The sequence below is a fragment of the Nonomuraea sp. NPDC050536 genome (genome assembly GCF_044457685.1).
Lineage (GTDB): Bacteria > Actinomycetota > Actinomycetes > Streptosporangiales > Streptosporangiaceae > Nonomuraea.
The window spans coordinates 138,540-158,431 of sequence record NZ_JBITHD010000001.1; the positions used below are offsets into that span (position 1 = coordinate 138,540).

Consider the following 19,892-nt stretch of genomic DNA (forward strand, 5'->3'; position numbering starts at 1 on the left):
GGGGCGGTGGCCCCCGGCCGGGCGACTTAGCGGACCGCCAGGAGGTCCACCACGAAGATGAGGGTCTCGTTGGGCTTGATGGAGGCGCCGGCGCCCCGGGAGCCGTAGCCGAGGTGCGGCGGGATGACCAGCTTGCGGCGGCCGCCGACCTTCATGCCCGCGACGCCCTGGTCCCAGCCGGCGATGACGCGGCCGCCGCCGAGGGGGAACTCGAAGGCCTGGCCGCGGTTCCAAGAGGCGTCGAACTCCTCACCCGTCGAGAACGCCACGCCCACGTAGTGGACGCTGACGTTGTGGCCCGGCTTGGCCTCGGGGCCGTCCCCCACGACGATGTCGACGATCTCCAGGTCGGCGGGCGGGTTACCCTCCGGGAAGTCGATTTCCGGCTTCTCGAGTGCCACAGAGTGCTCCTGTTGACGAATGGAATGGTCCCGAAGACTCTATGCGGTCGGGATATTGTCGTCGTCCATGGCCGCCCTTTCCCCCGATGGGATCCTGCTCACCGGGCGTGTTGCCGTGGTCACCGGGGCCGCCAGGGGGATCGGTCTGGCCATCGCCGAGGCGTTCGCGGAGTTCGGGGCGTATGTGGCGATATGCGATCGGGACCGCCGGGCGCTCCCTGGCAACGACCACGCCAAGACGACGCCCGATCTGGCGATGACCGTCGACGTGCGGGATCCGGTGGCCGTGGACGTGTTCGCGCGGGCTGTCGAGGAGCGCTGGGGCAAGGTCGACATCCTGGTCAACAACGCCGGAGGGACGTTCCACGCGGCGTTCGCCGACACCTCGGTGCGGGGCGAGCGGACCCTCGTCGAGGAGAACTTCACCCAGGTCACCGGCATGATCCGGCGGTTCCTGCCGCTGCTGGGAGAGGGCGCGTCGATCGTCAACGTCACCTCGAGCGAGGCCCACCAGGCCGCACCCGGGTTCGCGATCTACGCGGCGATGAAGGCGGCCGTGGAGAGCCTCACCAAATCGCTGGCCCTGGAGCTCGCCCCGCGCGGCATCCGGGTCAACGCCATCGCGCCCGACGCCCTGCCCACCGAGGGCGAGCTGGGGCTCCGCGCCGAGTCGTTCGAGGACTACGAGCCCGTACGGCTCCCGCCGCTCGGGCACCTGGGTGATCCCGCCGACGCCGCGGCCGCCGCGGTGTTCCTGGCCGGCGACCTGGCCAGGTTCGTCACGGGCACGACCCTGCACGTGGACGGCGGCATCCACGCCGCCGGAGGGTGGCGTCGCACCCGGCCATGACCGCGCGACCAGGTCACGGGGCGGTCTGGGTCAGGCGGTAGCGGGACGGCGGGATGCCGTAGCGGTCGACGAAGGCCTGGCGGAGGGTTTCCGCCGTGCCGAAGCCGCACCGGGTGGCGACGGCGGCCATGGGCAGGGAGGTCGAGGCGAGCAGGTGCGCGGCGGCCTCCGTGCGGGCCCGCCGTACGAACCTGCCAGGAGTCAGGCCCAGATGCCTGAGGAACAGCCGCGTCAGGTGGCGCTCGCTCACGCCTGAGCCGGCGGCCAGCGCGGCCGTGGTGAGGTCGGCGTCCAGGTGGCCGGCGATGTGGTCGACGAGGCGTTTGACCAGGCTGTTGCCGGGCGGCGGGCCCTGGGTGAACATGCTCATCTGGGCCTGGTTGCCCGGCCGTTGCAGGTACGTCACCAGGTTGCGCGCCACCTCCCTGGCCAGGTCGGCGCCGTGGTCCTCCTCGATGAAGGCGAGCGTCAGGTCCAGCGCGCTGGTGACGCCGGCTGCGGTGGCGACGTTGCCGTCCCTGATGAAGATCGGGTCGGCGTCCACGGTGATCTTCGGGTGCCGGGCGGCGAGCGTGGTCGCGTACCCCCAGTGGGTGGTGGCGCGCCGGCCGTCCAGCAGACCGGCGGCGGCCAGCACCGCAGCGCCCGTGCACACCGAGGCGACGCGGCGGCTCTCCCTGGCCAGGCGGCGGACGTGGCCGACGATCACCCGGTTGGCGGCGGCCAGCTCGTGCCCGATGCCTCCGGATATGACCAGCGTGTCCAGCGGGCCTGTGAGGCGTTCGAGCGCCTGGTCACCCTGGAGCGTCAGCCCGCTGGCGCAGTCGATGGGCAGGCCCGACGGGGTGGCCAGGCACACGTCGTAGAGCGGGGCGCCGGCGTGCACGTTCGCGCCGATCAGGCTGGAGGTCACGCACGCGATGTCGAGCAACTCCGCCGCGTGGTACCCGACCACGACCACCCGCCGCACGGTCATGCCCCGACCGTATGGCAGAAAGACCGAGAACCCAAGATTCCGGACCTGTCCCCGATGTCTGCTTGGAGCGGGTACGGCGTGCCGGGACAGTGGAGCCATGCCTGAGACGACACACACCGGGGGCCGGTCCTGGTTACGGTTCGCCGTGCACTACGTGGAGATGGTCATCGCGATGTTCGTCGGGATGTTCACCCTCGACCTGCTGTGGTCGGCGCTCGGGATCCGGCTGTCCTACACCGGGGAACCCGAGCTCGCCTACCTGTTGATGGCCTTCGACATGTCGGTGGGGATGGCCGCCTGGATGCGCTTGCGCGGGCACGCCTGGGTGCCGACGCTCGAGATGTGCGCGGCCATGTTCCTGCCGATCGTGCCGCTGTTCCCGCTGCTGTGGCTGGGCGTGATCGACGGGATGACCCTGATGGTCGCGGCCCACGTGGCCATGTTCCCCCTCATGCTCGCCGCCATGCTGCGCCGCCGCGACGAGTACACCCATCACCACTGAAGGGCCTACCAGCTCTGGTGGAGCGGCATTCCCTCGGTGTAGCCGGAGGCGCTCTGGATGCCGATGACGGCGCGCTCGTAGAACTCCTCCAGGCTCGTGGCGCCGGCGTACGTGCACGACGACCTCAGTCCCGCCACGATCGCGTCGATCTGGTCCTCCACGCTGGGCCTGCGGGGGTCGAGGTACATGCGGGACGTGGAGATGCCCTCCTCGAAGAGCGCCTTGCGGGCGCGCTCGAAGGGGGTGTCCTCCGCCGTGCGGAGCTTGACGGCGCGGGCCGAGGCCATGCCGAAGTTCTCCTTGTAGCGCCGGCCGTCTGCGTCGGTCCGGGCGTCCCCTGGCGACTCGTAGGTGCCGGCGAACCAGGAGCCGATCATGACGTTGGCCGCTCCGGCCGCGAGGGCGAGGGCCACGTCGCGCGGGTGGCGGACTCCGCCGTCGGCCCAGACATGGCGGCCGAGCCGGCGTGCCTCCAGGGAGCATTCCAGGACGGCCGAGAACTGCGGGCGGCCGACGCCCGTCATCATGCGGGTGGTGCACATGGCGCCGGGCCCGACCCCGACCTTCAGGATGTCTGCGCCGGCCTCCACCAAATCGCGCACACCCTGAGATGTCACGACATTTCCGGCGGCGATCGGGACGCCGGGATCCAGCGCCCGCACCGCGCGCAGTGCGGAGATCATTTTCTCCTGGTGCCCGTGCGCCGTGTCCACGACCAGGACGTCGGCTCCGGCCTCGAGCAGCTCCTTGGCCTTGGCCGCCACGTCGCCGTTGACCCCGACCGCCGCCGCGATCCGCAGCCGCCCGGCCGCGTCCACCGCGGGCTGGTAGAGCGTGGCACGCAGGGCGCCGGTCCGCGTGAGGATGCCGACCAGCCGCCCGTCGGCGTCGACGATCGGCGCCAGCCGGTGCCGCCCCTCGTGCAGCCGGTCGAACGCCTTGCGCGGCTCGAGCCCGGCGGGCAGCGTCAGCAGCTCGCTGGACATCACCTGCGACAGCTGCGTGAACAGGTCCACGCCCTGGCAGTCGGCCTCGGTCACCACGCCGACGGGCCGGTTGTCCCAGTCGACCACGATGACCGCGCCGTGGGCGCGCTTGGGCAGCAGCTGTAGCGCCTCGGCCACGGTGTCGTGCGGCGTGAGCGTCAGCGGCGTGTCGTGCACCAGGTCGCGCTTCTTGACCCAGTCGACCACGTCGGCCACCACGTCGATGGGGATGTCCTGCGGAATCACCGCGATGCCGCCCCGGCGCGCGATGGTCTCCGCCATGCGGCGGCCGGCGACGGCGGTCATGTTCGCGACGACGACGGGGATGGTGGTGCCCGTGCCGTCGTTGGTGGACAGATCGACGGCGAGCCGTGATCCGACCGAGGAACGCGACGGCACCATGAACACGTCGCTGTAGGTCAGGTCGTAGAGCGGCTCTTGGCTGTTGAGGAACTTCACGTTCGTCCATCTTATGCGGTAGCAGGTCAACAGTGGCTTTATGATCGGCCGGGGAGACTTATGGGGGTTGGAGGACGAGTGGACGTCGTCGAGCGAGCCGAGGTGCTGGTGGTCGGCTATGCCGTGCGCACCACGAACACGGACGAGATGGACCAGGCCAAGGCCAAGCTGCCGGCGCTCTGGCAGCGCGCGGGTGGGCCGGGGGCCTTCGCGCACGTGCCAGGACGGATCGACGAGAACCTGTACGCGGTCCTCACCGACTACGAGAGCGACCATCACGGCGCCTACACCCAGATCCTCGGCGTGGGCGTGCGGACGGTTCCGCGGCTGCCCGAGGGCATGGTGGCCGTGCGCGTCCCCGCTGGTCAGAGCCTGAAGGTGGAGGCCCGCGGCTCGATGCCGCAGGCGATCATCGACGCGTGGATGCAGGTGTGGAAGCACACCGAGTCGGGCGGCACGCCGCCGCGCTCCTTCGCCACGGACCTGGAGATCCACCACCCCGAGGGCGCCGACCTCTACATCGCCGTATAAACAGCTACATCGCCGTATAAAACAGCGGAAGTACGGCAGGCCGCCCCACCGGCCGCCCGCCGCACTCCGGCTGACGGCCCGCGCCCGGCGCTTCCGGCGAGTCGGTGCCGCTGACTCGCCGCCACGGCGTCATGTTTCCCCGGGCACGCGGCCAGCCGTACCCGCGAGAGCAGCACGCAGGAGCCGTGGTTTTGCCCAGGTTTTATGCCAGCCCGAGCGCCCCGAGAGCGGCGGCGACCGCGGCGGGCTTGACCTGCTCCGCGGGCACGTCGGCGTACTCGACCGCGCAGTCGGACAGCCCGCCCAGCGCCACCGTGGCGGCCACGTGCTGCGCCCGCGTCGGATCGGGGCCGAGCAGCAGCAGGATCAGCCGCCGCCGCCAGGCGAACATACGGGTGCCGAGGTCCATGTAGGCCAGCGTGGAAAGCTCGCGCACCATCATCCCGAGCACGTCGCGGTGCCGCCAGATCAGGTCGAAGTAGTCCTCGATCAGCCCGCGCCCGTCACCGTGCTCCCGCCCGTCGACGAAGGCCTCCATCTCCTCCACCAGCGGCTGGACGATGCTGCGCACCAGATCGTCGCGCGAGGTGAAGTGGTAGTACAGCGCGGGCTTGGTGATGCCCAGCCTGTCGGCGATCTGCCGCAGGCTGGTGTTCTGGATCCCCTGCTCGACGAAGAGCTCGCGGGCAACCGCCTGGATGCGTTCCTTGGTGTCGCTGCCGGCCATGAGATCAGCCTATCGCTTACCTATCGTTAAGTAAGCCCATGCGGTAGCCTCGAAGAGCCACTTACCATCCGTTAAGTAAGGAGGTTGGTCATGAGGATTCTGGTGTCCGGCGCCAGCATCACCGGCCCCGTCCTGGCGTACTGGCTGGGCCGCTACGGCTTCGAGGTCACCGTCGTCGAGCGGGCGCCGACGCTGCGCAAGACGGGCGGTCACGCGGTCGACCTGTTCAGGCCCGCGATGGACATCGCCGAGAAGATGGGTGTGCTCGACCGCGTCCAGTCCATGAAGACGGGCACGAACTGGATCACCGTCCACCGCGAGGGCGCCAAGCCGGTCGAGCTGGATCTGCGGCGCGTCTACACGGCCGTGTCCGACCGGCACGTAGAGATCATGCGCGACGACCTGAGCGAGATCTTCTACGACCTCACCCGCGACAGCGCGGAGTACATCTTCGACGACTCGATCACGGCGATCTCCGACGACGGCGAGGTGAGCTTCGAGCGTGGCCCCGGCCGCCGCTTCGACCTGGTGCTCGGCGCCGACGGCCTGCACTCCAACGTGCGCCGCCTGACCTTCGGCCCCGAGAAGCGCTTCTCCGCCTGGATCGGGGCGTACCTGGCCGTGATCTCGGTCCCCAACTACCTCGAGCTCGACAGCCGCATGGAGAGCGTGGCCGACGTGGGCAGGATGGCCGGAATATACGGCGCGGCCCACCTGGACGACGCTCGGGCGGTCTTCCTGTTCCGCACGCCGGAGCCGCTGGAGTACCACTACCGCGACATCGAGCGGCAGAAGCAGCTCCTGCGCGAGCAGTTCGCCGGGATGGGCTGGGAGGTGCCCAGGATCCTCGGCATGCTCGACACCACTCCTGCCTTCTACTACGACTCGATCACCCAGCTGCGCCTGGACACCTGGTCGCGCGGCCGGGTCGCGCTGGCGGGCGACGCCGGCTACTGCCCGGGCCCCGCCGTCGGCGGCAGCACCAGCCTGGCCGTGATCGGCGCCTACGTGCTGGCCGGCGAGCTGGCCCGCTTCGGCGGCGACCACACCCGCGCCTTCCCCTCCTACGAGCGTGAGATCGGCGAGTACGTACGGCAGAGCCGTGCGTTCGCCGTCGGCTCGGCCAAGCGGATCGTGCCCGGGTCGCCGTTCGACCTGTGGGCGCTGGTCTCGGCGATGCGGCTGGTCAACGTCGTGCCCAGCGGGATCACCCGGACCCTGGCCAAGCTCAACCGCAAGGGCGTGCGGCTGCACGACCAGTTCGAGGTGAAGGACTACAAGGCATACGAAACGGTACGCCCCATAAGGTGAGCGGCGTGCGCGCCGCCTACTTCGCCTTCGACCGCTTCCCGTCCAGCAAGGGCTCCGCCGTGCACATCGGGCAGATGGCCGCCGAGCTGTTCTCCGTCTACGGCGGCGGCCTGCTCGGCGTGCTCGGCGGCGGCGGGCTGCCGCGCTACCAGCGCGAGGGCGACATCGAGATCGCCCGCTTCGACGAGCAGATCCCCAACCTGATCGACCGAGCCGAGGCGTACTCCGCCTGGGTGGCCGCGCACCTGCGGCCGCACCTGGGCACGCTGGAACTGGTACACGTGCGCGACCCGTGGAGCGCGCTGCCGGTGCTCGGCCACGGGCACAAGGTCGTCTACGAGGTCAACGGGCTGCCGTCGATCGAGCTGCCGCACACCTGGCCGCACGCCGCCCCCACCAGCCTGGCCAAGCTGCGAGACCTGGAGCAGCACTGCCTCGAAGCCGCCGACGCCCTTGTGGTGCCTTCCGCCGTCATCGCCGACGCCCTCCGCAAAAGAGGGATAAATCCGGAAAAGATCCATCTCGTTCCTAACGGCGCCGACCCGGTGACCCCGGAAAAGCCCGAGGACGCGCCGGAGCGGTACGTCATCTACGTGGGCGCCCTCCAGCGCTGGCAGGGCGTCGACGTGCTGCTGAGGGCCTTCGCCAGGCTCGCCGACCTGACCGGCCTGAGCCTGGTCATCTGCTCCTCGGTCCCCGAACGGCGGGCCAAGCCCTACCTCCGCCTGGCCGAGCGCCTCGGCGTGGACGGCAGGCTCGTGTGGCGCTTCACGCTCCCGCACGAGGAGGTCGCGGGCTGGCTGGCGGGCGCCGAGGTCTCGGTGGCCCCGCTCACCGCCTGTCCGCGCAACCTCGACCAGGGCTGCGCGCCGCTGAAGATCCTGGAGTCCATGGCCGCGGGCACTCCCGTGGTGGCCTCCGCGCTGCCGGCCGTACGGGAGATCCTGGGGGAGGACGGGCGGCTGGTCGCGCCCGATCGGCCGGCCGAGCTGGCGCGGGCGATCCGGATCCTGCTGGAGTACCCGCAGGCGGCGCGGGAGATGGCCGAGCGGGCCAGGAAGCGCGTGCCGGCCTGGAGTCAGTCTCGTGCGAGGCTCGCCCAGGTCTATCGGCGTGTGTAGGGTTTCGCCATGTTCTGGCGGAAGACCAAGGCGGCCATCGCCGAGTTCCACCCGCTGCACCAGAGGCTGATCTGGGAGCACACGCTCTCCGCGACGCTGCCGAAAAGCGAGTGGTCGGCGCTGGTGTCGAGCTTGTCGCGGCACACCGAGGTGGTCCGCCGGCGCAAGTGGCGGCTGCCCGCCCGCACAGAGACGGTGCTGGTTCCGCTGATCAGGGTGCTGTGCGAGGACGTGGGACCCGAAGGCTCGCTCGGGATCAACGCCGACCTGCGCGGCCACTCCGTGCCCGGCAAGGCCGGCCCGCAGCAGCAACTGCCCGTCCAGCGGCCGATCCGCAAGCTCGTGCAGTGGTGGGTCCAGGACCCGTGGCTGCGGGTGCGCTCGGAGCTGCGTGACGGCAGCGTGCTGGAGTTCGGCGTCGTCGACGTCGTCCGCCACCGGCGGGTCTCCAAGACCAGCCGCAGCGGCAAGTACAAGACCAAGAGCAAGTCCAAGGCCGTCCAGCGCATCTTCACCACCCGCGCGCTGGCCAAGGCACAGCCCGCCACGCAGCCGGCCGGACCTCCGCCGCCATGGATCAGGGTGAAGGTCAAGCCCGGCCCCAGGGCCGTGATCAGGGCCAGCGCCAAGGTGCCGCTCCCGGCGGAGCGCGACCAGCTGGGCGCCATCATGACGGTCGCGACCGAGTTGTTCAGGTGGACCGGCCCCACGAGGAGGACCGCGTGACCCCGTGCCTGGTGAGCACCGGATTCTTCGTGCTTGGCCGCTGCGGGCGGCCCGCCGTCGCCGGCTGCGGGCGCTGCGGCAGGCCGATCTGCGGCCAGCATGACGCCGGCGGGCTCTGCCCCGAATGCGCCACCGCCCAGGGGTACGGCTCGCCGTACGACCCGTTCTGGACCAGCGGCTACCGCACCGGCTACTACCACTCCTCGTCCACCTCGTACTCCGATCCCACCTGGTACGGCACGTTCGACGACTACGACCGCGGCGCGTTCGACCCCGACGACCAGGGCGACTTCGGCGAGGGCGACTTCGACTACGGCGGCGACGACTTCGTGGACAGCTGATGCGCATCCTGTGGATCACCGAGCACTACCCGCCGAGCCGCGGCGGCATGGCCGAGTCGTGCGACAGGATCGTGCGCGGGCTGCGTCAGACGGGTGTCGAGCTCGACATCGCGCACCTGACCAGGCGGGCGCGTCCCTGGGAGGTGCGCGCCGAGTACGGCGGGCGGCTGCTGACCGTGCCGCTGGAGGACAACCCCGAGCACGCCCTGCGCAGGCTGTGGACGGTGCTGGCGGGCGAGTCGTACACGCACGTGGTGGCCTTCGGCGGGACCTACGGCATGCTGGCCGCGCCCGTCCTGTCGGCCTGGCTGGGCGCGCCGCTGGTGACCTTGCTGCGCGGCAACGACTTCGACACCGGCGTGTTCTCGCTGCGCCGCCGGGCCGCCCTGCTGGACGCGCTGCGCGCCTCGGCCAGGGTGTGCGTGGTGGCCTCCTCCCACGCCCCGCTCGTGTCCGCGCTGGTGCCGGAGGTGCCGGTCACGTGGGTGGCCAACGGGATCGAGACCGCGAACTGGGAGATCCTGCCCTCCGAGCGCTCGGCGGGCCACGAGAGGCGGGCCCGGGCGGGCAGGCGCACGATCGGGCTGGTCGGGCAGCTGAAGAACAAGAAGGGCGTGGCGTTCCTGCTGGAAGCACTGCGTGACTACGGCTTCCACCTGCTGCTCGTGGGCGAGCTGGAGGAGGGCGTGGAGGTCGCGATGGAGCACACACGGCTGCCCTTCCTCGACCGGTACGAGCTGCCGGCCGTCTACGCCGCCTGCGACCTGGTCGCGCTGCCGTCCTTCTACGACGGGCTGCCCAACGTGGCGCTCGAGGCGGCCGCGCTCGGCGTCCCGCTGCTGGCCTCCGACGCGGGCGGGCTGGGCGACCTGGTGGATGCGGAGATCGGGTTCCGGTTCAGGGCGGGCGATCCGCACGACTGCCGCGCCGCGGTGGACCGGGCCTGGCGGGCGACGGACGAGGAGCTGGCCAAGCTCGGGCTGGCCGCCGCCGAGCGGGTGCGCAGGGACTTCACGGTGGGCGCCGAGACCGAGGGCTACCTGCGGGTGTTCCGCGACGTCGCGTGATCGTCTGCTACGCGCGGGGTGGCGGCCTCGGGCATCTGACGCGGATGCGGGCCTACCTGCACACCGTGCACCCGGGCGCGGAGGCCGTCGTCCTGACCGAGCCGCCCGCTCCCGGGGCGCTGGAGGGTGCGACGGAGTTCGTCGTGGACGCCTTCCCCGCCGGGCTCGACGGGGAGCTGAGCGCCTCCGACGTGCCTGCCGGGGTACCGGTGGTGCACCTGGCGCGGCTGCTGCGGTGGGAGGCCTACCGGCCGCTGATCCCGGACGACGCGCTGCGCTTCGACCGCACCTGGCTGGTCGAGCCGGTCACGGACCCCCATCTCACGTATTTGCGGGAAATTTCGGGCACCGTCGCCCCGCTCCACCTGGTCGACCCGCCGGCTGCCGCCGCGACCGCCCCGGCGGACTGGCTCGTCGTGCACTCAGGCCCCGACCACGAGACCCTGGAACTGGTGGACTACGCCCGCGAGTGCGCCGCACTCGAAGGTGCCACGCCCTCCCTGGCGCTCATCTCGCCCACTGCCCCAGACGGGCTGCCTCCGGATGTCCGGCATGTCTCCATAAGCCCGGCGTGGCCCTTGTTCGCGACGGCGGATCGCATCGTCTCCGCCGCGGGCTTCAACACGGTACGGCAGGCCGCGCCCCACCGTGACAGGCACCGCGTCGTGCCCTTCCCGCGCCGCTTCGACGACCAGTTCACCCGCGCGGCGCGGCTGAGAGCGAGACAGGGAAGGACGTGACACCGCGCACGAACGCGTTGGGCAGGATCCGTGGCCCCTCCGCGTCGGCCCAGGTCGCCGAGCCCACCCTGGCCACCCACTCCTCGAAGAAGATCTGCAGCTCGAGCCGGGCCAGCGCCGCCCCGAGGCAGAAGTGGGTGCCCAGGCCGAAGGCGATGTGCCCGCCGGGCCTGCGGGTCACGTCGAAGGTCTCCGGATCGTGGAACACCGACGGGTCCCTGTTGGCCGCGCCGTACATGAGCAGGACCTGGTCGCCGCCGCGGATGAGCTGCCCGTGCAGCTCGGTGTCGCGGGTGGCGGCGCGGCACATGTTGAGTATCGGCGTGGTCCACCGGATGAACTCCTCGACCGCGCCCTCGATCAGCCCGGGGTCGGCGCGCAGCCGCGCCCACTGGTCGGGATGCCTGATCAGCGCGTCGATGGCCGTCGCGATCACCGTCCTGGTGGTCTCCGCGCCGCCGTCGAGCAGCAGCAGCGCCTCGTTGGCCAGGTGCTCGTCGTCATAGTCGGGCCTGGCAGACCACAGCGACAGCAGGTCGTCGCGTGGGCAGCCGCGCCGCTCGGCGGCGAGCTCCAGTACGGCCAGCCCGTACTCCCCGGCGGCCACCGCGGCCTCATGGGTGACGTAGCGCTGCCCGCCGCCGGCCACGATCGTGGTCTCCGACCAGTGGCGCAGCTTCGGCCAGTCCTCGTCGGGAAAGCCGAGCAGCCAGCCGATCATCCGCGCGGGCAGCGGCGCGGCGAGCGCGGGCACCGCGTCGACCGTGCCCTCGCGCAGCGCCGCCTCGATCAGCTCGACGACGACCTGCCGGATGCGGGCCGCGTAGCGCTCGTGCACGTAGCGCGGGGTGAAGCGGCGGTAGACCAGGCGGCGGCGCTCGGCGTGCTCGGGGTCGTCCATCCCGATCATCGACGGGTCGCTCGGCAGCTGCGGCCGGTAGCCGCCGGTGCTGGTCCACAGCTTGGGATCACGCTCGATCGCCGAGATGTCCGCGTGTCTGGAGATCCCCCACAGCCGGTTGCCCTCGTCGTGGTGGACGGGAGAGTGCTCCCGCAGCCACGCGTACGCCGGCCAGGGATCGTTCGCGTACAGCTCGCCGTCGAGCAGGTCCATCTCTTACTCCTGCCAGAGAGGTAACGGGATCTCGAAGCCGGGCGGCTCCTCCCACCGGTTGCGGTAGGTGACCTCGTGGGCGGGGCGGCGCGGCGCCACACCCCATCGGCCGGTCGGATAGCCGAAGGTGACCGTGCAGGCCAGCCGCCAGTTCTGGTCCGCGGGCACGCCCAGGATCCGCAGCGTCTCCTTCGGATGGAAGATCGCCAGGATGCTGGTCAGCGCGGTGCCGACGCCGTGGGCGCGGGCGGCCAGCTGGGCGCTCCACACGGCCGGGAAGATCGAGCCGCCGCTCGGGTCGTACTGCACGAACGCGAACAGCATCAGCGGGTAGGCCTCGAAGTGCTCGGCCAGGTGCTCGGCGGAGGCCAGCACCTTACGGGTCTGCTCGTCGGCGTTCTCCCTGAGCGCCTTGTAGTGCCCCTCCCACAGCTGGCGCAGCCCGTCGCGGTAGAGCGGGCCGAGCTCGGCCTTGACGGCGGGGTCGTCGACCAGCAGGAAGCGCCAGTTCTGCGCGTTGCCGCCGCTGGGGGCCCGGATCGCGGCGTCCACGATGCCGCGCTGCACCTCGAGCGGGATCGGGTCGGGGCGGACCCTGCGCATCGCCCGGGTGGTGTAGAGGGCTTCGAAGACGTCCATCACGCCAGCACCCCCTGCGAGCGGAGCTTGGCGGCGTCCTCGGCGGGGATGCCCCACGCCGACAGGTCCTCCAGCCGGGTGGCGGGGGACAGGTCCTGGTCGGGCTCGCCGAGCAGCCGGGGCGCGGGACTGGGGTGGTGGATGCCGTCCACGTCGACGAAGCTGCCGCGGGCCACGTTGTGCGGGTGCCCGACGGCCTCGGCCATCGACAGCACCGGCGACACGCAGGCGTCGGAGCCGTCGAAGACGGCCTCCCACTCGGCCCGCGTCATCCGCTTGAACTCCTCGGCCAGGCGGGCCTTCAGCGCGGGCCACTGCTCCCTGTCGTGCCGGTCGGGCAGGTCGGTGAGGCCCATGAGCGACACCATCGCGTCCCAGAACTGCGGCTCCAGCGACCCGACGGCAAGGTACTGCCCGTCGGCGGTCTCGTAGGTGTCGTACTGTGGCGCGCCGGTGTCGAGGAGGTTCGTCCCGCGCGGGCCCCAGTACCCGCTCTGCACCCCGTGGTAGAACATCGAGAACAGGATCGCGGCGCCGTCCACCATGGCCGCGTCGATCACCCGGCCCCTGCCGGTCCGCTCCCGCTCGAACAGCGCGAGCAGCACGCCGTAGGCCAGCATGAGCCCGCCGCCGGCGAAGTCGCCCAGGATGTTGATTGGCGGGGTCGGCTTGCCGCCGTCGCGGCCCAGCATCGACAGCACGCCGGAGATCGCGATGTAGTCGATGTCGTGCCCGGCGGTCGGCGCCAGCGGTCCGTCCTGGCCCCAGCCGGTCATCCGGCCGTAGATCAGGCGCGGGTTGACGGCGTGCAGGTCGTCCGGGCCGATGCCGAGCCGCTCGGCCACACCGGGGCGGAACACCTCGATGACCACGTCGGCGTTCCTGGCCAGTTCCTTGAAGGCGGCCACGCCCTCGGGCGACTTCAGGTCGAGCCCGATGGTGTGCTTGCCGCGGTCCATGACGTCCGCGCGCGGCTTGTCGGTGACGGCCGGGACCCGGTCCACCCGCAGGACCTCCGCGCCGTGATCGGCCAGCATCATTCCGGCGAAGGGCCCCGGTGCGAGCCCGGCGAGCTCGAGCACGCGAACCCCGGCCAGCGGGCCCTGACGGGCTTCAGACATGGACATCTCCTCGAGAGTAGGCCGCTATCAAGTCACAAGCAAGCGCTTGGTAGAACGCTTGGGAGCGCACGCCTCAGTAGAACAACATTCGGTGCGCGCCCGCAAGGCGCCTAGATCTGTCCTTCCCATACCTCCCACGAGATCAGTGGGAGATATGGGAAACTTGCCCACTGTTCGGAGGGTCTACAGGGGTTGGTCATGGTTGCTGGGAATCGGCTTATCGCCGGGCGTTACCAGTTACTGCGCGAGCTTGGGCGCGGGGGCATGGGTGTGGTCTGGGAGGGCCGCGACACGCTGCTCAACCGGCCCATCGCGGTCAAGGAGGTGCTGCTGCAGGAGGGGCTGCCCCGGGCCGACCAGGAACGACACCTGGTGCGCACTGCCCGGGAGGCCCGCATCGCCGCCCGGCTCAACCACCCGTCGGTGGTCGCGATCTACGACGTCGTCGAGGAGGACGGCCGCCCGTGGATCATCATGGAGCTGGTGCGCGCCCAATCCGTCGAGGAGGTCGTGGCCACCTCGGGCGCGCTGCCCGTGGAGCAGGCCGCCGACGTCGGCCGCCAGGTGCTCTCGGCCCTGCGCGCCGCCCACGAGGCTGGGATCCTGCACCGCGACGTGAAACCCAGCAACATCCTGCTGACCGACGACGGCAGGGCCGTGCTGACCGACTTCGGCATCGCCATGGCCGAGGGCGACTCCTCGCTCACCAAGACCGGCATGGTGACCGGCTCGCCGAGCTTCCTGGCCCCGGAACGCGTCCGGGCCGCCGAGGCGGGACCCGCCTCGGACCTGTGGTCGCTGGGGGCCACCCTCTACGCCTCGCTGGTCGGCCGCTCGCCCTTCGAGCGCGGCGACCCCATGGCCACGCTGACCGCGCTGCTGAGCGAGGAGCCGGATTACCGCAGGATCCCGCCGATCATGCACCCGCCGCTGCAGGGCCTGCTGCGCAAGGAGGCGAACGAGCGGGTCGACGCCGCCGAGGCCGACCGGCTCCTGGCCGCGGTCATCGCGGCCAGGAGCCAGGCCGACGGGCGGCACGAGACTCCCGCCGAGCCGCGCCGCGGCAGCCGTACCCTGATCGCGGCCATCGCGGCGATCGCCGTGGCCGGCGGCGGGGGCACGGTCGCCTACCTCACGCTCACCGCGCCCGGCGGGGCCACGCCGCAGGTCACCCAGCAGGCGGCCACCAGCCCGCTGCCGACCACGCCCACCCAGACCCCCAAGAAGACCCCGACCGCCACGCCGACCCCGACGGTGAGCAAGCCGGTGCCCGTGGTGCGCGGCTGGACCTCGCCCGACGGCTGGTCGATCATGCGGCCCATCGGATGGAGGGGCGCCAAGAAGGACGCCTACACCGAGTGGACACGCCCGGACAGGAGCGGGCATCTGGCCGTCCAGGCGCTGTACGCCAAGCTCGACGCCGCGCAGAACGTGCGCGACTCGGAGGAGGAGCTGCGGCAGTCCGTCGGGGACCTGCGGACCGTGCGCCGCCGCGGGGTCATCCATCAGGGGACCAAGGCGGTCGAGTGGGAGTTCACCTGGACCGGCGGGACGGGCGGCGACCGGCCGTGGGCCGCGTCCGGGCAGCGCTATCACGAGCTGCAGCGCTCGGTCGTCATCGGCGAGACGGCCTACCTGGTGTCGTGGACCACGACCGAGGCCCAGTGGAAACGCAGCGGCACGCTGATGCGCCAGGTGATCGACAGCTTTACTGTGGGGGCATGACCCCCTGGAACCTCCTGGCCCTGCCTCCGCTGCCTGAGGATCTGGTACGCGCGATCCTGGCTCCTCTCGGCGACCGGGTCGAGGTGCGGGTTCCCGCCGCCCGTGACCGGGGGAGCCTGCTCGACGGGCTGGCCGAGGCCGAGATCGTGCTCGGCGACTGGTCGGCCGAGCTGGCGCTGGACGCCGAGGCGGTCGCCGCCGCACCCAGGCTGGCGTTCGTGCAGCAGCCCGCGGTCGGCGTGGAGGGCTACGACCTGGACGCGCTGGCGGCGGCCGGGGTGCCGCTGGCCAACGCCGCCGGGGTGAACGCCACCTCGGTGGCCGAGTGGTGCCTGGCCGCCGCGCTGTCGCTGGCCCGCAAGCTCGGCGAGGCCGACGCCGCCGTGCGCGCGGGGGAGTGGCCGCAGCAGCAGCTGAGGCCGCGGGAGCTGGCGGGCTCGCGGGTGGGCATCGTCGGGTTCGGCCCGATCGGGGTGATCTGCAAGCGGCTGTTCGAGGCGTTCGGCTGCCAGGTGGCCTACTGGACGCGCACGCCGCGCGAGGAGCCCGGCTACACCGCGCTGGACGGCGTGATCGCCGACTCCGACGTGCTGGTCGTGGTGATCGCGCTGTCGGAGGAGACCCGGGGCATGATCGACGCCGGGCGGATGAAGGAGGGCGCGCTGCTGATCAACGCGGCCAGGGGCGGCGTCGTCAACCAGGCCGCGCTGGCCGCCGCGATCGAGTCGGGTCACCTGGGCGGCGCCGCGCTGGACGTGTTCGACGCCGAGCCGCTGCCGGTCGACGACCCTTTGCGCAAGCTCGACCGGGTCCTGCTGTCTCCGCACGTCGCGGGCGTCACCCCGGCCTCCACCGGACGCCTGCTCACCGCTACGATGGCCAATCTCACCGCGGCGCTCGAGGGCCGTCCCGTCGAGCACGTGGTGAACGGGGTGTCACAGGTGATCACCAGGAAATTTGGCGGTTCGCCCTCCGCGTAGGGTTATCACCTGGCACGATGATGAGTTTTCGGGCCATTAACCACCCCGGTCTGTTCTGTCGTGTTTTGGGGAGATACGGTCTTACGGACGATCTCTACCAGCTCAAGGGGGTGCTTCGTGAACGAGCGCAGCGAGCGAACCAATCAAACGCAGCGCGACTCTGTCGTCACAGCCCCGACGAAGGAGGGGCTGTGACGACATCGATGTCGACACACCAACGGGCAGTAGAGCAGATCCGGCAGTCGTACGCCGAGATTCCCGGCGACGCCGCGCCCCGCCTGGCCAAGGCCACCTCGAACCTGTTCAGGTTCCGTGACGCGGGCAAGACGGCCAGGCTGTCGGCAAGGGACCTCGCCGAGGTCATCAGCGTCGACCCGGTCTCCATGACGGCCGAGGTCCAGGGCATGACGACCTACGAGCACCTGGTGGACGCCACGCTGCCGTACGGGCTCATGCCGTACGTGGTGCCGCAGCTGAAGACCATCACGCTGGGCGGCGCGGTCACCGGGCTGGGCATCGAGTCGACCAGTTTCCGCGACGGGCTGCCGCACGAGTCGGTGGAGGAGCTGGAGATCCTCACCGGCGACGGGCGCATCATCGTGGCGCGCGACGACAACGAGCACCGCGACCTGTTCCGGTCGTTCCCGAACTCCTACGGCACGCTCGGCTACGCGCTGCGTATCAAGATCAAGCTTCGCAAGGTCCAGCCGTACGTGCACCTCACGCACGTCAAGTTCACCGACGCGGACAAGTGCATGCTGGCCATGCAGGAGATCTGCGACAGCATGGAGCACGACGGCCAGCCGGTCGACTTCGTGGACGGGGTGTACTTCACCCCCGGCGAGATGTACGTCACCCTGGGCCGCTTCTCCGACCGCGCGCCGTACGTCTCCGACTACACCGGCATGCGGATCTACTACCAGTCGATCAGGAAGCGCAAGCGCGACTGGCTGACCGTCCGCGACTACCTGTGGCGCTGGGACACCGACTGGTTCTGGTGCTCGCGCGCCTTCGGCGTGCAGCAGCCGGTCGTGCGCTCGCTGATGCCGCGCCGCTACATGCGCTCCGACGTCTACCGCAGGCTCGTGGCCCTCGACCGCAAGTACGGCGTGACCGCCCGCGTCGACCGCTGGGCCGGGCGCCCGGTGTCGGAGGCGGTGATCCAGGACGTCGAGGCGCCGATCGAGCGCGGCGCGGAATTCCTGGAGTTCTTCCACGACAAGGTGGGCATGACGCCGGTGTGGATGTGCCCGCTGAAGGCCAACTCGCGCTGGCCGCTGTATCCGCTCGAGCCGGGCAAGTTGTACGTCAACTTCGGCTTCTGGGGCATGGTGTCGCTGCCGCGCGGACAGTTCGACGGTTACTACAACCGGCTCATCGAGAACGCTGTGCACGACCTCGACGGGCACAAGTCGCTCTACTCGACCTCTTTCTACGCCCGTGAGCAGTTCTGGCAGCTGTACAACGGCGATGCTTACTGGCCGGTCAAGCGGGAATACGATCCGAACGGTCGCCTGCTGGACCTGTACGACAAGTGTGTGCGGGGAAGGTGACCAGATGGCGCTTGCATCCATCTTCGAGAAAATCGTTGGACAGAACACCAACATCGCGTTCGAGGCCTATGACGGCAGCAACGCAGGTCCGGACGGGGCGGACATCACGATCGAGGTGAAGTCGCCCATCGCGGTGGCCTACCTCGCGCAGGCACCCGGCGAGCTCGGGCTGGCCAGGGCCTACATCTCCGGCCACCTCGACGTCCAGGGCGACATGTACACGCTGCTGGACCGTATGTGGAACATCACCACCAATGACCTGACCCTCCGCGAGAAGGCGGACGCGGTCCGGGCGCTCGGCGTCAAGCCCCTGCTGATGCGCGTGCCGCCGCCCCCTCAGGAGATGCGCCAGAGCGCGCTGGCCAAGCTGGGCTCCCGCCACGCCAAGCAGCGCGACGCCGAGGCGATCCACCATCACTACGACGTCTCCAACCGCTTCTACGAGTGGGTGCTCGGCCCGTCCATGGCCTACACCTGCGCGGTCTTCCCCGAGGAGACCTCCTCGCTGGAGGAGGCGCAGTTCACCAAGTTCGACCTGGTCGCCAGGAAGCTCGACCTCAAGCCCGGCATGCGCCTGCTCGACGTCGGCTGCGGCTGGGGCGGCATGGTCATGCACGCCGCCAAGCACTACGGCGTCAAGGTGCTCGGCGTCACGCTGTCCAAGCAGCAGGCCGAGTGGGCCCAGCGCGCCATCAAGGAGGCGGGCCTGGAGGACCTGGCCGAGGTCCGGCACATGGACTACCGCGACGTGCCCGAGACGGACTTCGACGCGGTCAGCTCGATCGGCCTCACCGAGCACATCGGCAAGGCCAACGTGCCGTCCTACTTCGAGTTCCTGTACGGCAAGCTCAAGCCGGGCGGGCGCATACTCAACCACTGCATCACCCGTCCCACGGGCGCGGAGAAGACCTTCAACAAGGGCGGCTTCATCAACCGCTACGTCTTCCCCGACGGCGAGCTGGAGTCGGTGGGCTGGCTGGTCAGGCAGATGGAGGACCTCGGCTTCGAGATCCGCCACGAGGAGAACCTGCGCGAGCACTACGCCAAGACGCTGCGCCACTGGTGCGACAACCTCGACGCCAACTGGGCGGACGCCGTCCAGGAGGTCGGCCTCGGCACGGCCCGCGTCTGGGCGCTGTACATGGCCGGCTGCATCGTCGGCTTCGAGCGCAACAAGGTCCAGCTCCACCAGATCCTCGGCGTCAAACTCGACGACGAGGGCAAGTCCGGGGTTCCTCTGCGTCCGTCAGTCACCTGGCCGTAAGGACTCTGCTGTTACGGCAAGCCACCGCAACCGCCAGTCGCCGCACTTCGGCTGAGGGCCTCCAGGGAGACGCCACGCCTGAAGGGTGACGCATCCCGCCGTCACGACTCCGCTCCACCCATGTGGGGCGGAGTCGTTTTCGTATGCCGGCCGGCGGCGGCTGCCGGACAGCCTGAACGAGTGGCGTCGTGACCGTCAGAGCCCCGCGAGCGACGGGCGGGCCGCTCACGATCTGAGCTCGTCGGTGGCCTCCTGGTAGGCCTCGGACGCGCGGCCGAAGTAGTCGAACAGCACGCCGCGCTGCTCCTCGCCGTAGCTCATCAGCACCTCGCCCAGCCGCCGCCGCGTCCCCTCCAGGACCTTGTCCAGGCCGGGCGGCGCGCCGACGCTCTCCACGATGACCTTGCGCCGGTCGGCCGGATCCAGCACCCTGCGCACGCAGCCCGCCTTCTCCAGCCGGTCGATGAGCCGCGTGGTAGCCCCGGTGGTCAGCCCCGTGCGGGTGGCCAGCTCGCCCGAGGTGAGCGGGCCCGCCAGGTCGAGCAGGTTGAGCGCGTAGTAGTCGGTGGCGTTCAGCCCAGCCGCCTCGGCCGTGGCCAGGCTGTTGAGCACCATCGCGCTGAGGTAGCGTCGGAACATCTCGCTGGGAGTCGACACGCCCACACCTTCCTTAGGCTTACATCTGCATCAAGCAAGACATTGCACTTAGGAAGCTATCATGCCGTGAACCATCCCGGATCTCACGTGAATACGCGATG

The 19,892-nt window shown here is 70.5% G+C and carries 21 protein-coding genes; 13 read left to right on the plus strand and 8 right to left on the minus strand.

The window, feature by feature from the left end:
• Window positions 1-26: 26 nt before the first annotated feature.
• On the minus strand, window positions 27-401 hold the full coding sequence (locus ACIBHX_RS00695) for an FKBP-type peptidyl-prolyl cis-trans isomerase (protein ID WP_397062860.1): 375 nt from the start codon (window positions 399-401) through the stop codon (window positions 27-29).
• A gap of 67 nt (window positions 402-468) precedes the next feature.
• Between ACIBHX_RS00695 and ACIBHX_RS00700 the strand changes: the two genes are divergently transcribed.
• Complete coding sequence (locus ACIBHX_RS00700) at window positions 469-1,251, plus strand: SDR family oxidoreductase (RefSeq protein WP_397062862.1); 783 nt, start codon at window positions 469-471, stop codon at window positions 1,249-1,251.
• A 13-nt stretch (window positions 1,252-1,264) separates the two neighbouring features.
• Here the strand turns inward: ACIBHX_RS00700 and ACIBHX_RS00705 are convergent, their stop codons facing one another.
• Window positions 1,265-2,227: a GlxA family transcriptional regulator gene (locus ACIBHX_RS00705; protein WP_397062864.1), complete on the minus strand. Its 963-nt coding sequence runs from the start codon at window positions 2,225-2,227 to the stop codon at window positions 1,265-1,267.
• Between the two features lie 97 nt (window positions 2,228-2,324).
• On the opposite strand from ACIBHX_RS00705, the gene ACIBHX_RS00710 reads away from it, so the two are divergent.
• Entirely contained in the window at window positions 2,325-2,729 is a 405-nt protein-coding gene (locus ACIBHX_RS00710; RefSeq protein ID WP_397062866.1) for a hypothetical protein, read from the plus strand.
• A 5-nt stretch (window positions 2,730-2,734) separates the two neighbouring features.
• Here ACIBHX_RS00710 and ACIBHX_RS00715 read toward each other — a convergent pair whose 3' ends face one another.
• A complete protein-coding gene (locus ACIBHX_RS00715) occupies window positions 2,735-4,174 on the minus strand; it encodes a GuaB1 family IMP dehydrogenase-related protein (protein WP_397062868.1) in 1,440 nt (479 codons plus the stop codon).
• Window positions 4,175-4,252: 78 nt separating this feature from the next.
• Between ACIBHX_RS00715 and ACIBHX_RS00720 the strand changes: the two genes are divergently transcribed.
• The gene (locus tag ACIBHX_RS00720) at window positions 4,253-4,705 is read left to right on the plus strand and encodes a GyrI-like domain-containing protein (protein ID WP_397062869.1); all 453 of its coding nucleotides are present in this window, start codon (window positions 4,253-4,255) and stop codon (window positions 4,703-4,705) included.
• A 202-nt stretch (window positions 4,706-4,907) separates the two neighbouring features.
• Here ACIBHX_RS00720 and ACIBHX_RS00725 read toward each other — a convergent pair whose 3' ends face one another.
• Window positions 4,908-5,432, minus strand: a complete 525-nt coding sequence (locus ACIBHX_RS00725) for a TetR/AcrR family transcriptional regulator (protein WP_397062871.1) — start codon at window positions 5,430-5,432, stop codon at window positions 4,908-4,910.
• A 90-nt stretch (window positions 5,433-5,522) separates the two neighbouring features.
• On the opposite strand from ACIBHX_RS00725, the gene ACIBHX_RS00730 reads away from it, so the two are divergent.
• The 6 genes from ACIBHX_RS00730 to ACIBHX_RS00755 are packed head-to-tail and all read left to right on the plus strand — an operon-like array spanning window position 5,523 to window position 10,738.
• The gene (locus ACIBHX_RS00730) at window positions 5,523-6,743 is read left to right on the plus strand and encodes an FAD-dependent monooxygenase (protein ID WP_397062872.1); all 1,221 of its coding nucleotides are present in this window, start codon (window positions 5,523-5,525) and stop codon (window positions 6,741-6,743) included.
• Between the two features lie 5 nt (window positions 6,744-6,748).
• Complete coding sequence (locus ACIBHX_RS00735; RefSeq protein WP_397062874.1) at window positions 6,749-7,864, plus strand: glycosyltransferase family 4 protein; 1,116 nt, start codon at window positions 6,749-6,751, stop codon at window positions 7,862-7,864.
• 9 nt (window positions 7,865-7,873) lie between these two features.
• A complete protein-coding gene (locus tag ACIBHX_RS00740) occupies window positions 7,874-8,590 on the plus strand; it encodes a hypothetical protein (protein WP_397062876.1) in 717 nt (238 codons plus the stop codon).
• Complete coding sequence (locus ACIBHX_RS00745; protein WP_397062878.1) at window positions 8,587-8,931, plus strand: hypothetical protein; 345 nt, start codon at window positions 8,587-8,589, stop codon at window positions 8,929-8,931. The genes ACIBHX_RS00740 and ACIBHX_RS00745 overlap by 4 nt, the downstream gene beginning before the upstream one ends.
• Window positions 8,931-9,998, plus strand: coding sequence for a glycosyltransferase family 4 protein (locus tag ACIBHX_RS00750; protein WP_397062880.1), 1,068 nt, complete (start codon window positions 8,931-8,933; stop codon window positions 9,996-9,998). Before ACIBHX_RS00745 ends, ACIBHX_RS00750 begins: the two co-directional genes overlap by 1 nt.
• Window positions 9,995-10,738 carry a hypothetical protein gene (locus tag ACIBHX_RS00755; protein WP_397062881.1) on the plus strand — a complete coding sequence of 248 codons (744 nt, stop codon included), beginning with the start codon at window positions 9,995-9,997 and terminating at the stop codon, window positions 10,736-10,738. Before ACIBHX_RS00750 ends, ACIBHX_RS00755 begins: the two co-directional genes overlap by 4 nt.
• On the opposite strand, the gene ACIBHX_RS00760 is transcribed toward ACIBHX_RS00755, so the two are convergent.
• From ACIBHX_RS00760 to ACIBHX_RS00770, 3 genes are read right to left on the minus strand one after another with little or no spacing between them, the layout of a single operon-like run.
• Entirely contained in the window at window positions 10,695-11,852 is a 1,158-nt protein-coding gene (locus ACIBHX_RS00760; RefSeq protein WP_397062883.1) for a cytochrome P450, read from the minus strand. The two genes, ACIBHX_RS00755 and ACIBHX_RS00760, sit on opposite strands and share 44 nt — an antisense overlap.
• Before the next feature lie 3 nt (window positions 11,853-11,855).
• Window positions 11,856-12,491: a nitroreductase family protein gene (locus ACIBHX_RS00765; RefSeq protein ID WP_397062885.1), complete on the minus strand. Its 636-nt coding sequence runs from the start codon at window positions 12,489-12,491 to the stop codon at window positions 11,856-11,858.
• Entirely contained in the window at window positions 12,491-13,612 is a 1,122-nt protein-coding gene (locus tag ACIBHX_RS00770) for a CaiB/BaiF CoA transferase family protein (RefSeq protein ID WP_397062887.1), read from the minus strand. Before ACIBHX_RS00770 ends, ACIBHX_RS00765 begins: the two co-directional genes overlap by 1 nt.
• Before the next feature lie 198 nt (window positions 13,613-13,810).
• Between ACIBHX_RS00770 and ACIBHX_RS00775 the strand changes: the two genes are divergently transcribed.
• The 4 genes from ACIBHX_RS00775 to ACIBHX_RS00790 all read left to right on the plus strand — a co-directional run bounded on the left by ACIBHX_RS00775 (window position 13,811) and on the right by ACIBHX_RS00790 (window position 19,134).
• Window positions 13,811-15,337: a serine/threonine-protein kinase gene (locus tag ACIBHX_RS00775; protein ID WP_397062888.1), complete on the plus strand. Its 1,527-nt coding sequence runs from the start codon at window positions 13,811-13,813 to the stop codon at window positions 15,335-15,337.
• The gene (locus ACIBHX_RS00780) at window positions 15,334-16,317 is read left to right on the plus strand and encodes an NAD(P)-dependent oxidoreductase (protein WP_397062889.1); all 984 of its coding nucleotides are present in this window, start codon (window positions 15,334-15,336) and stop codon (window positions 16,315-16,317) included. Before ACIBHX_RS00775 ends, ACIBHX_RS00780 begins: the two co-directional genes overlap by 4 nt.
• Window positions 16,318-16,520: 203 nt before the next feature.
• On the plus strand, window positions 16,521-17,870 hold the full coding sequence (locus ACIBHX_RS00785) for an FAD-binding oxidoreductase (protein ID WP_397064989.1): 1,350 nt from the start codon (window positions 16,521-16,523) through the stop codon (window positions 17,868-17,870).
• Window positions 17,871-17,874: 4 nt separating this feature from the next.
• Window positions 17,875-19,134 (plus strand): class I SAM-dependent methyltransferase, encoded by a 1,260-nt coding sequence (locus tag ACIBHX_RS00790; RefSeq protein ID WP_397062891.1) that lies wholly within the window; start codon window positions 17,875-17,877, stop codon window positions 19,132-19,134.
• 225 nt (window positions 19,135-19,359) lie between these two features.
• Here ACIBHX_RS00790 and ACIBHX_RS00795 read toward each other — a convergent pair whose 3' ends face one another.
• Window positions 19,360-19,791: a MarR family winged helix-turn-helix transcriptional regulator gene (locus tag ACIBHX_RS00795; protein WP_397062892.1), complete on the minus strand. Its 432-nt coding sequence runs from the start codon at window positions 19,789-19,791 to the stop codon at window positions 19,360-19,362.
• Window positions 19,792-19,892: the final 101 nt, after the last annotated feature.

Bases quoted from the DNA above. Each gene is read 5' to 3' on its own strand.
- ACIBHX_RS00700 (WP_397062862.1), top strand. From the start codon at position 469: ATGGCCGCCCTTTCCCCCGATGGGATCCTGCTCACCGGGCGTGTTGCC.
- ACIBHX_RS00705 (WP_397062864.1), bottom strand. From the start codon at position 2,227: ATGACCGTGCGGCGGGTGGTCGTGGTCGGGTACCACGCGGCGGAGTTG.
- ACIBHX_RS00710 (WP_397062866.1), top strand. From the start codon at position 2,325: ATGCCTGAGACGACACACACCGGGGGCCGGTCCTGGTTACGGTTCGCC.
- ACIBHX_RS00725 (WP_397062871.1), bottom strand. From the start codon at position 5,432: ATGGCCGGCAGCGACACCAAGGAACGCATCCAGGCGGTTGCCCGCGAG.
- ACIBHX_RS00730 (WP_397062872.1), top strand. From the start codon at position 5,523: ATGAGGATTCTGGTGTCCGGCGCCAGCATCACCGGCCCCGTCCTGGCG.
- ACIBHX_RS00740 (WP_397062876.1), top strand. From the start codon at position 7,874: ATGTTCTGGCGGAAGACCAAGGCGGCCATCGCCGAGTTCCACCCGCTG.
- ACIBHX_RS00750 (WP_397062880.1), top strand. From the start codon at position 8,931: ATGCGCATCCTGTGGATCACCGAGCACTACCCGCCGAGCCGCGGCGGC.
- ACIBHX_RS00760 (WP_397062883.1), bottom strand. From the start codon at position 11,852: ATGGACCTGCTCGACGGCGAGCTGTACGCGAACGATCCCTGGCCGGCG.
- ACIBHX_RS00765 (WP_397062885.1), bottom strand. From the start codon at position 12,491: ATGGACGTCTTCGAAGCCCTCTACACCACCCGGGCGATGCGCAGGGTC.
- ACIBHX_RS00770 (WP_397062887.1), bottom strand. From the start codon at position 13,612: ATGTCTGAAGCCCGTCAGGGCCCGCTGGCCGGGGTTCGCGTGCTCGAG.
- ACIBHX_RS00775 (WP_397062888.1), top strand. From the start codon at position 13,811: ATGGTTGCTGGGAATCGGCTTATCGCCGGGCGTTACCAGTTACTGCGC.
- ACIBHX_RS00780 (WP_397062889.1), top strand. From the start codon at position 15,334: ATGACCCCCTGGAACCTCCTGGCCCTGCCTCCGCTGCCTGAGGATCTG.
- ACIBHX_RS00785 (WP_397064989.1), top strand. From the start codon at position 16,521: ATGTCGACACACCAACGGGCAGTAGAGCAGATCCGGCAGTCGTACGCC.
- ACIBHX_RS00790 (WP_397062891.1), top strand. From the start codon at position 17,875: ATGGCGCTTGCATCCATCTTCGAGAAAATCGTTGGACAGAACACCAAC.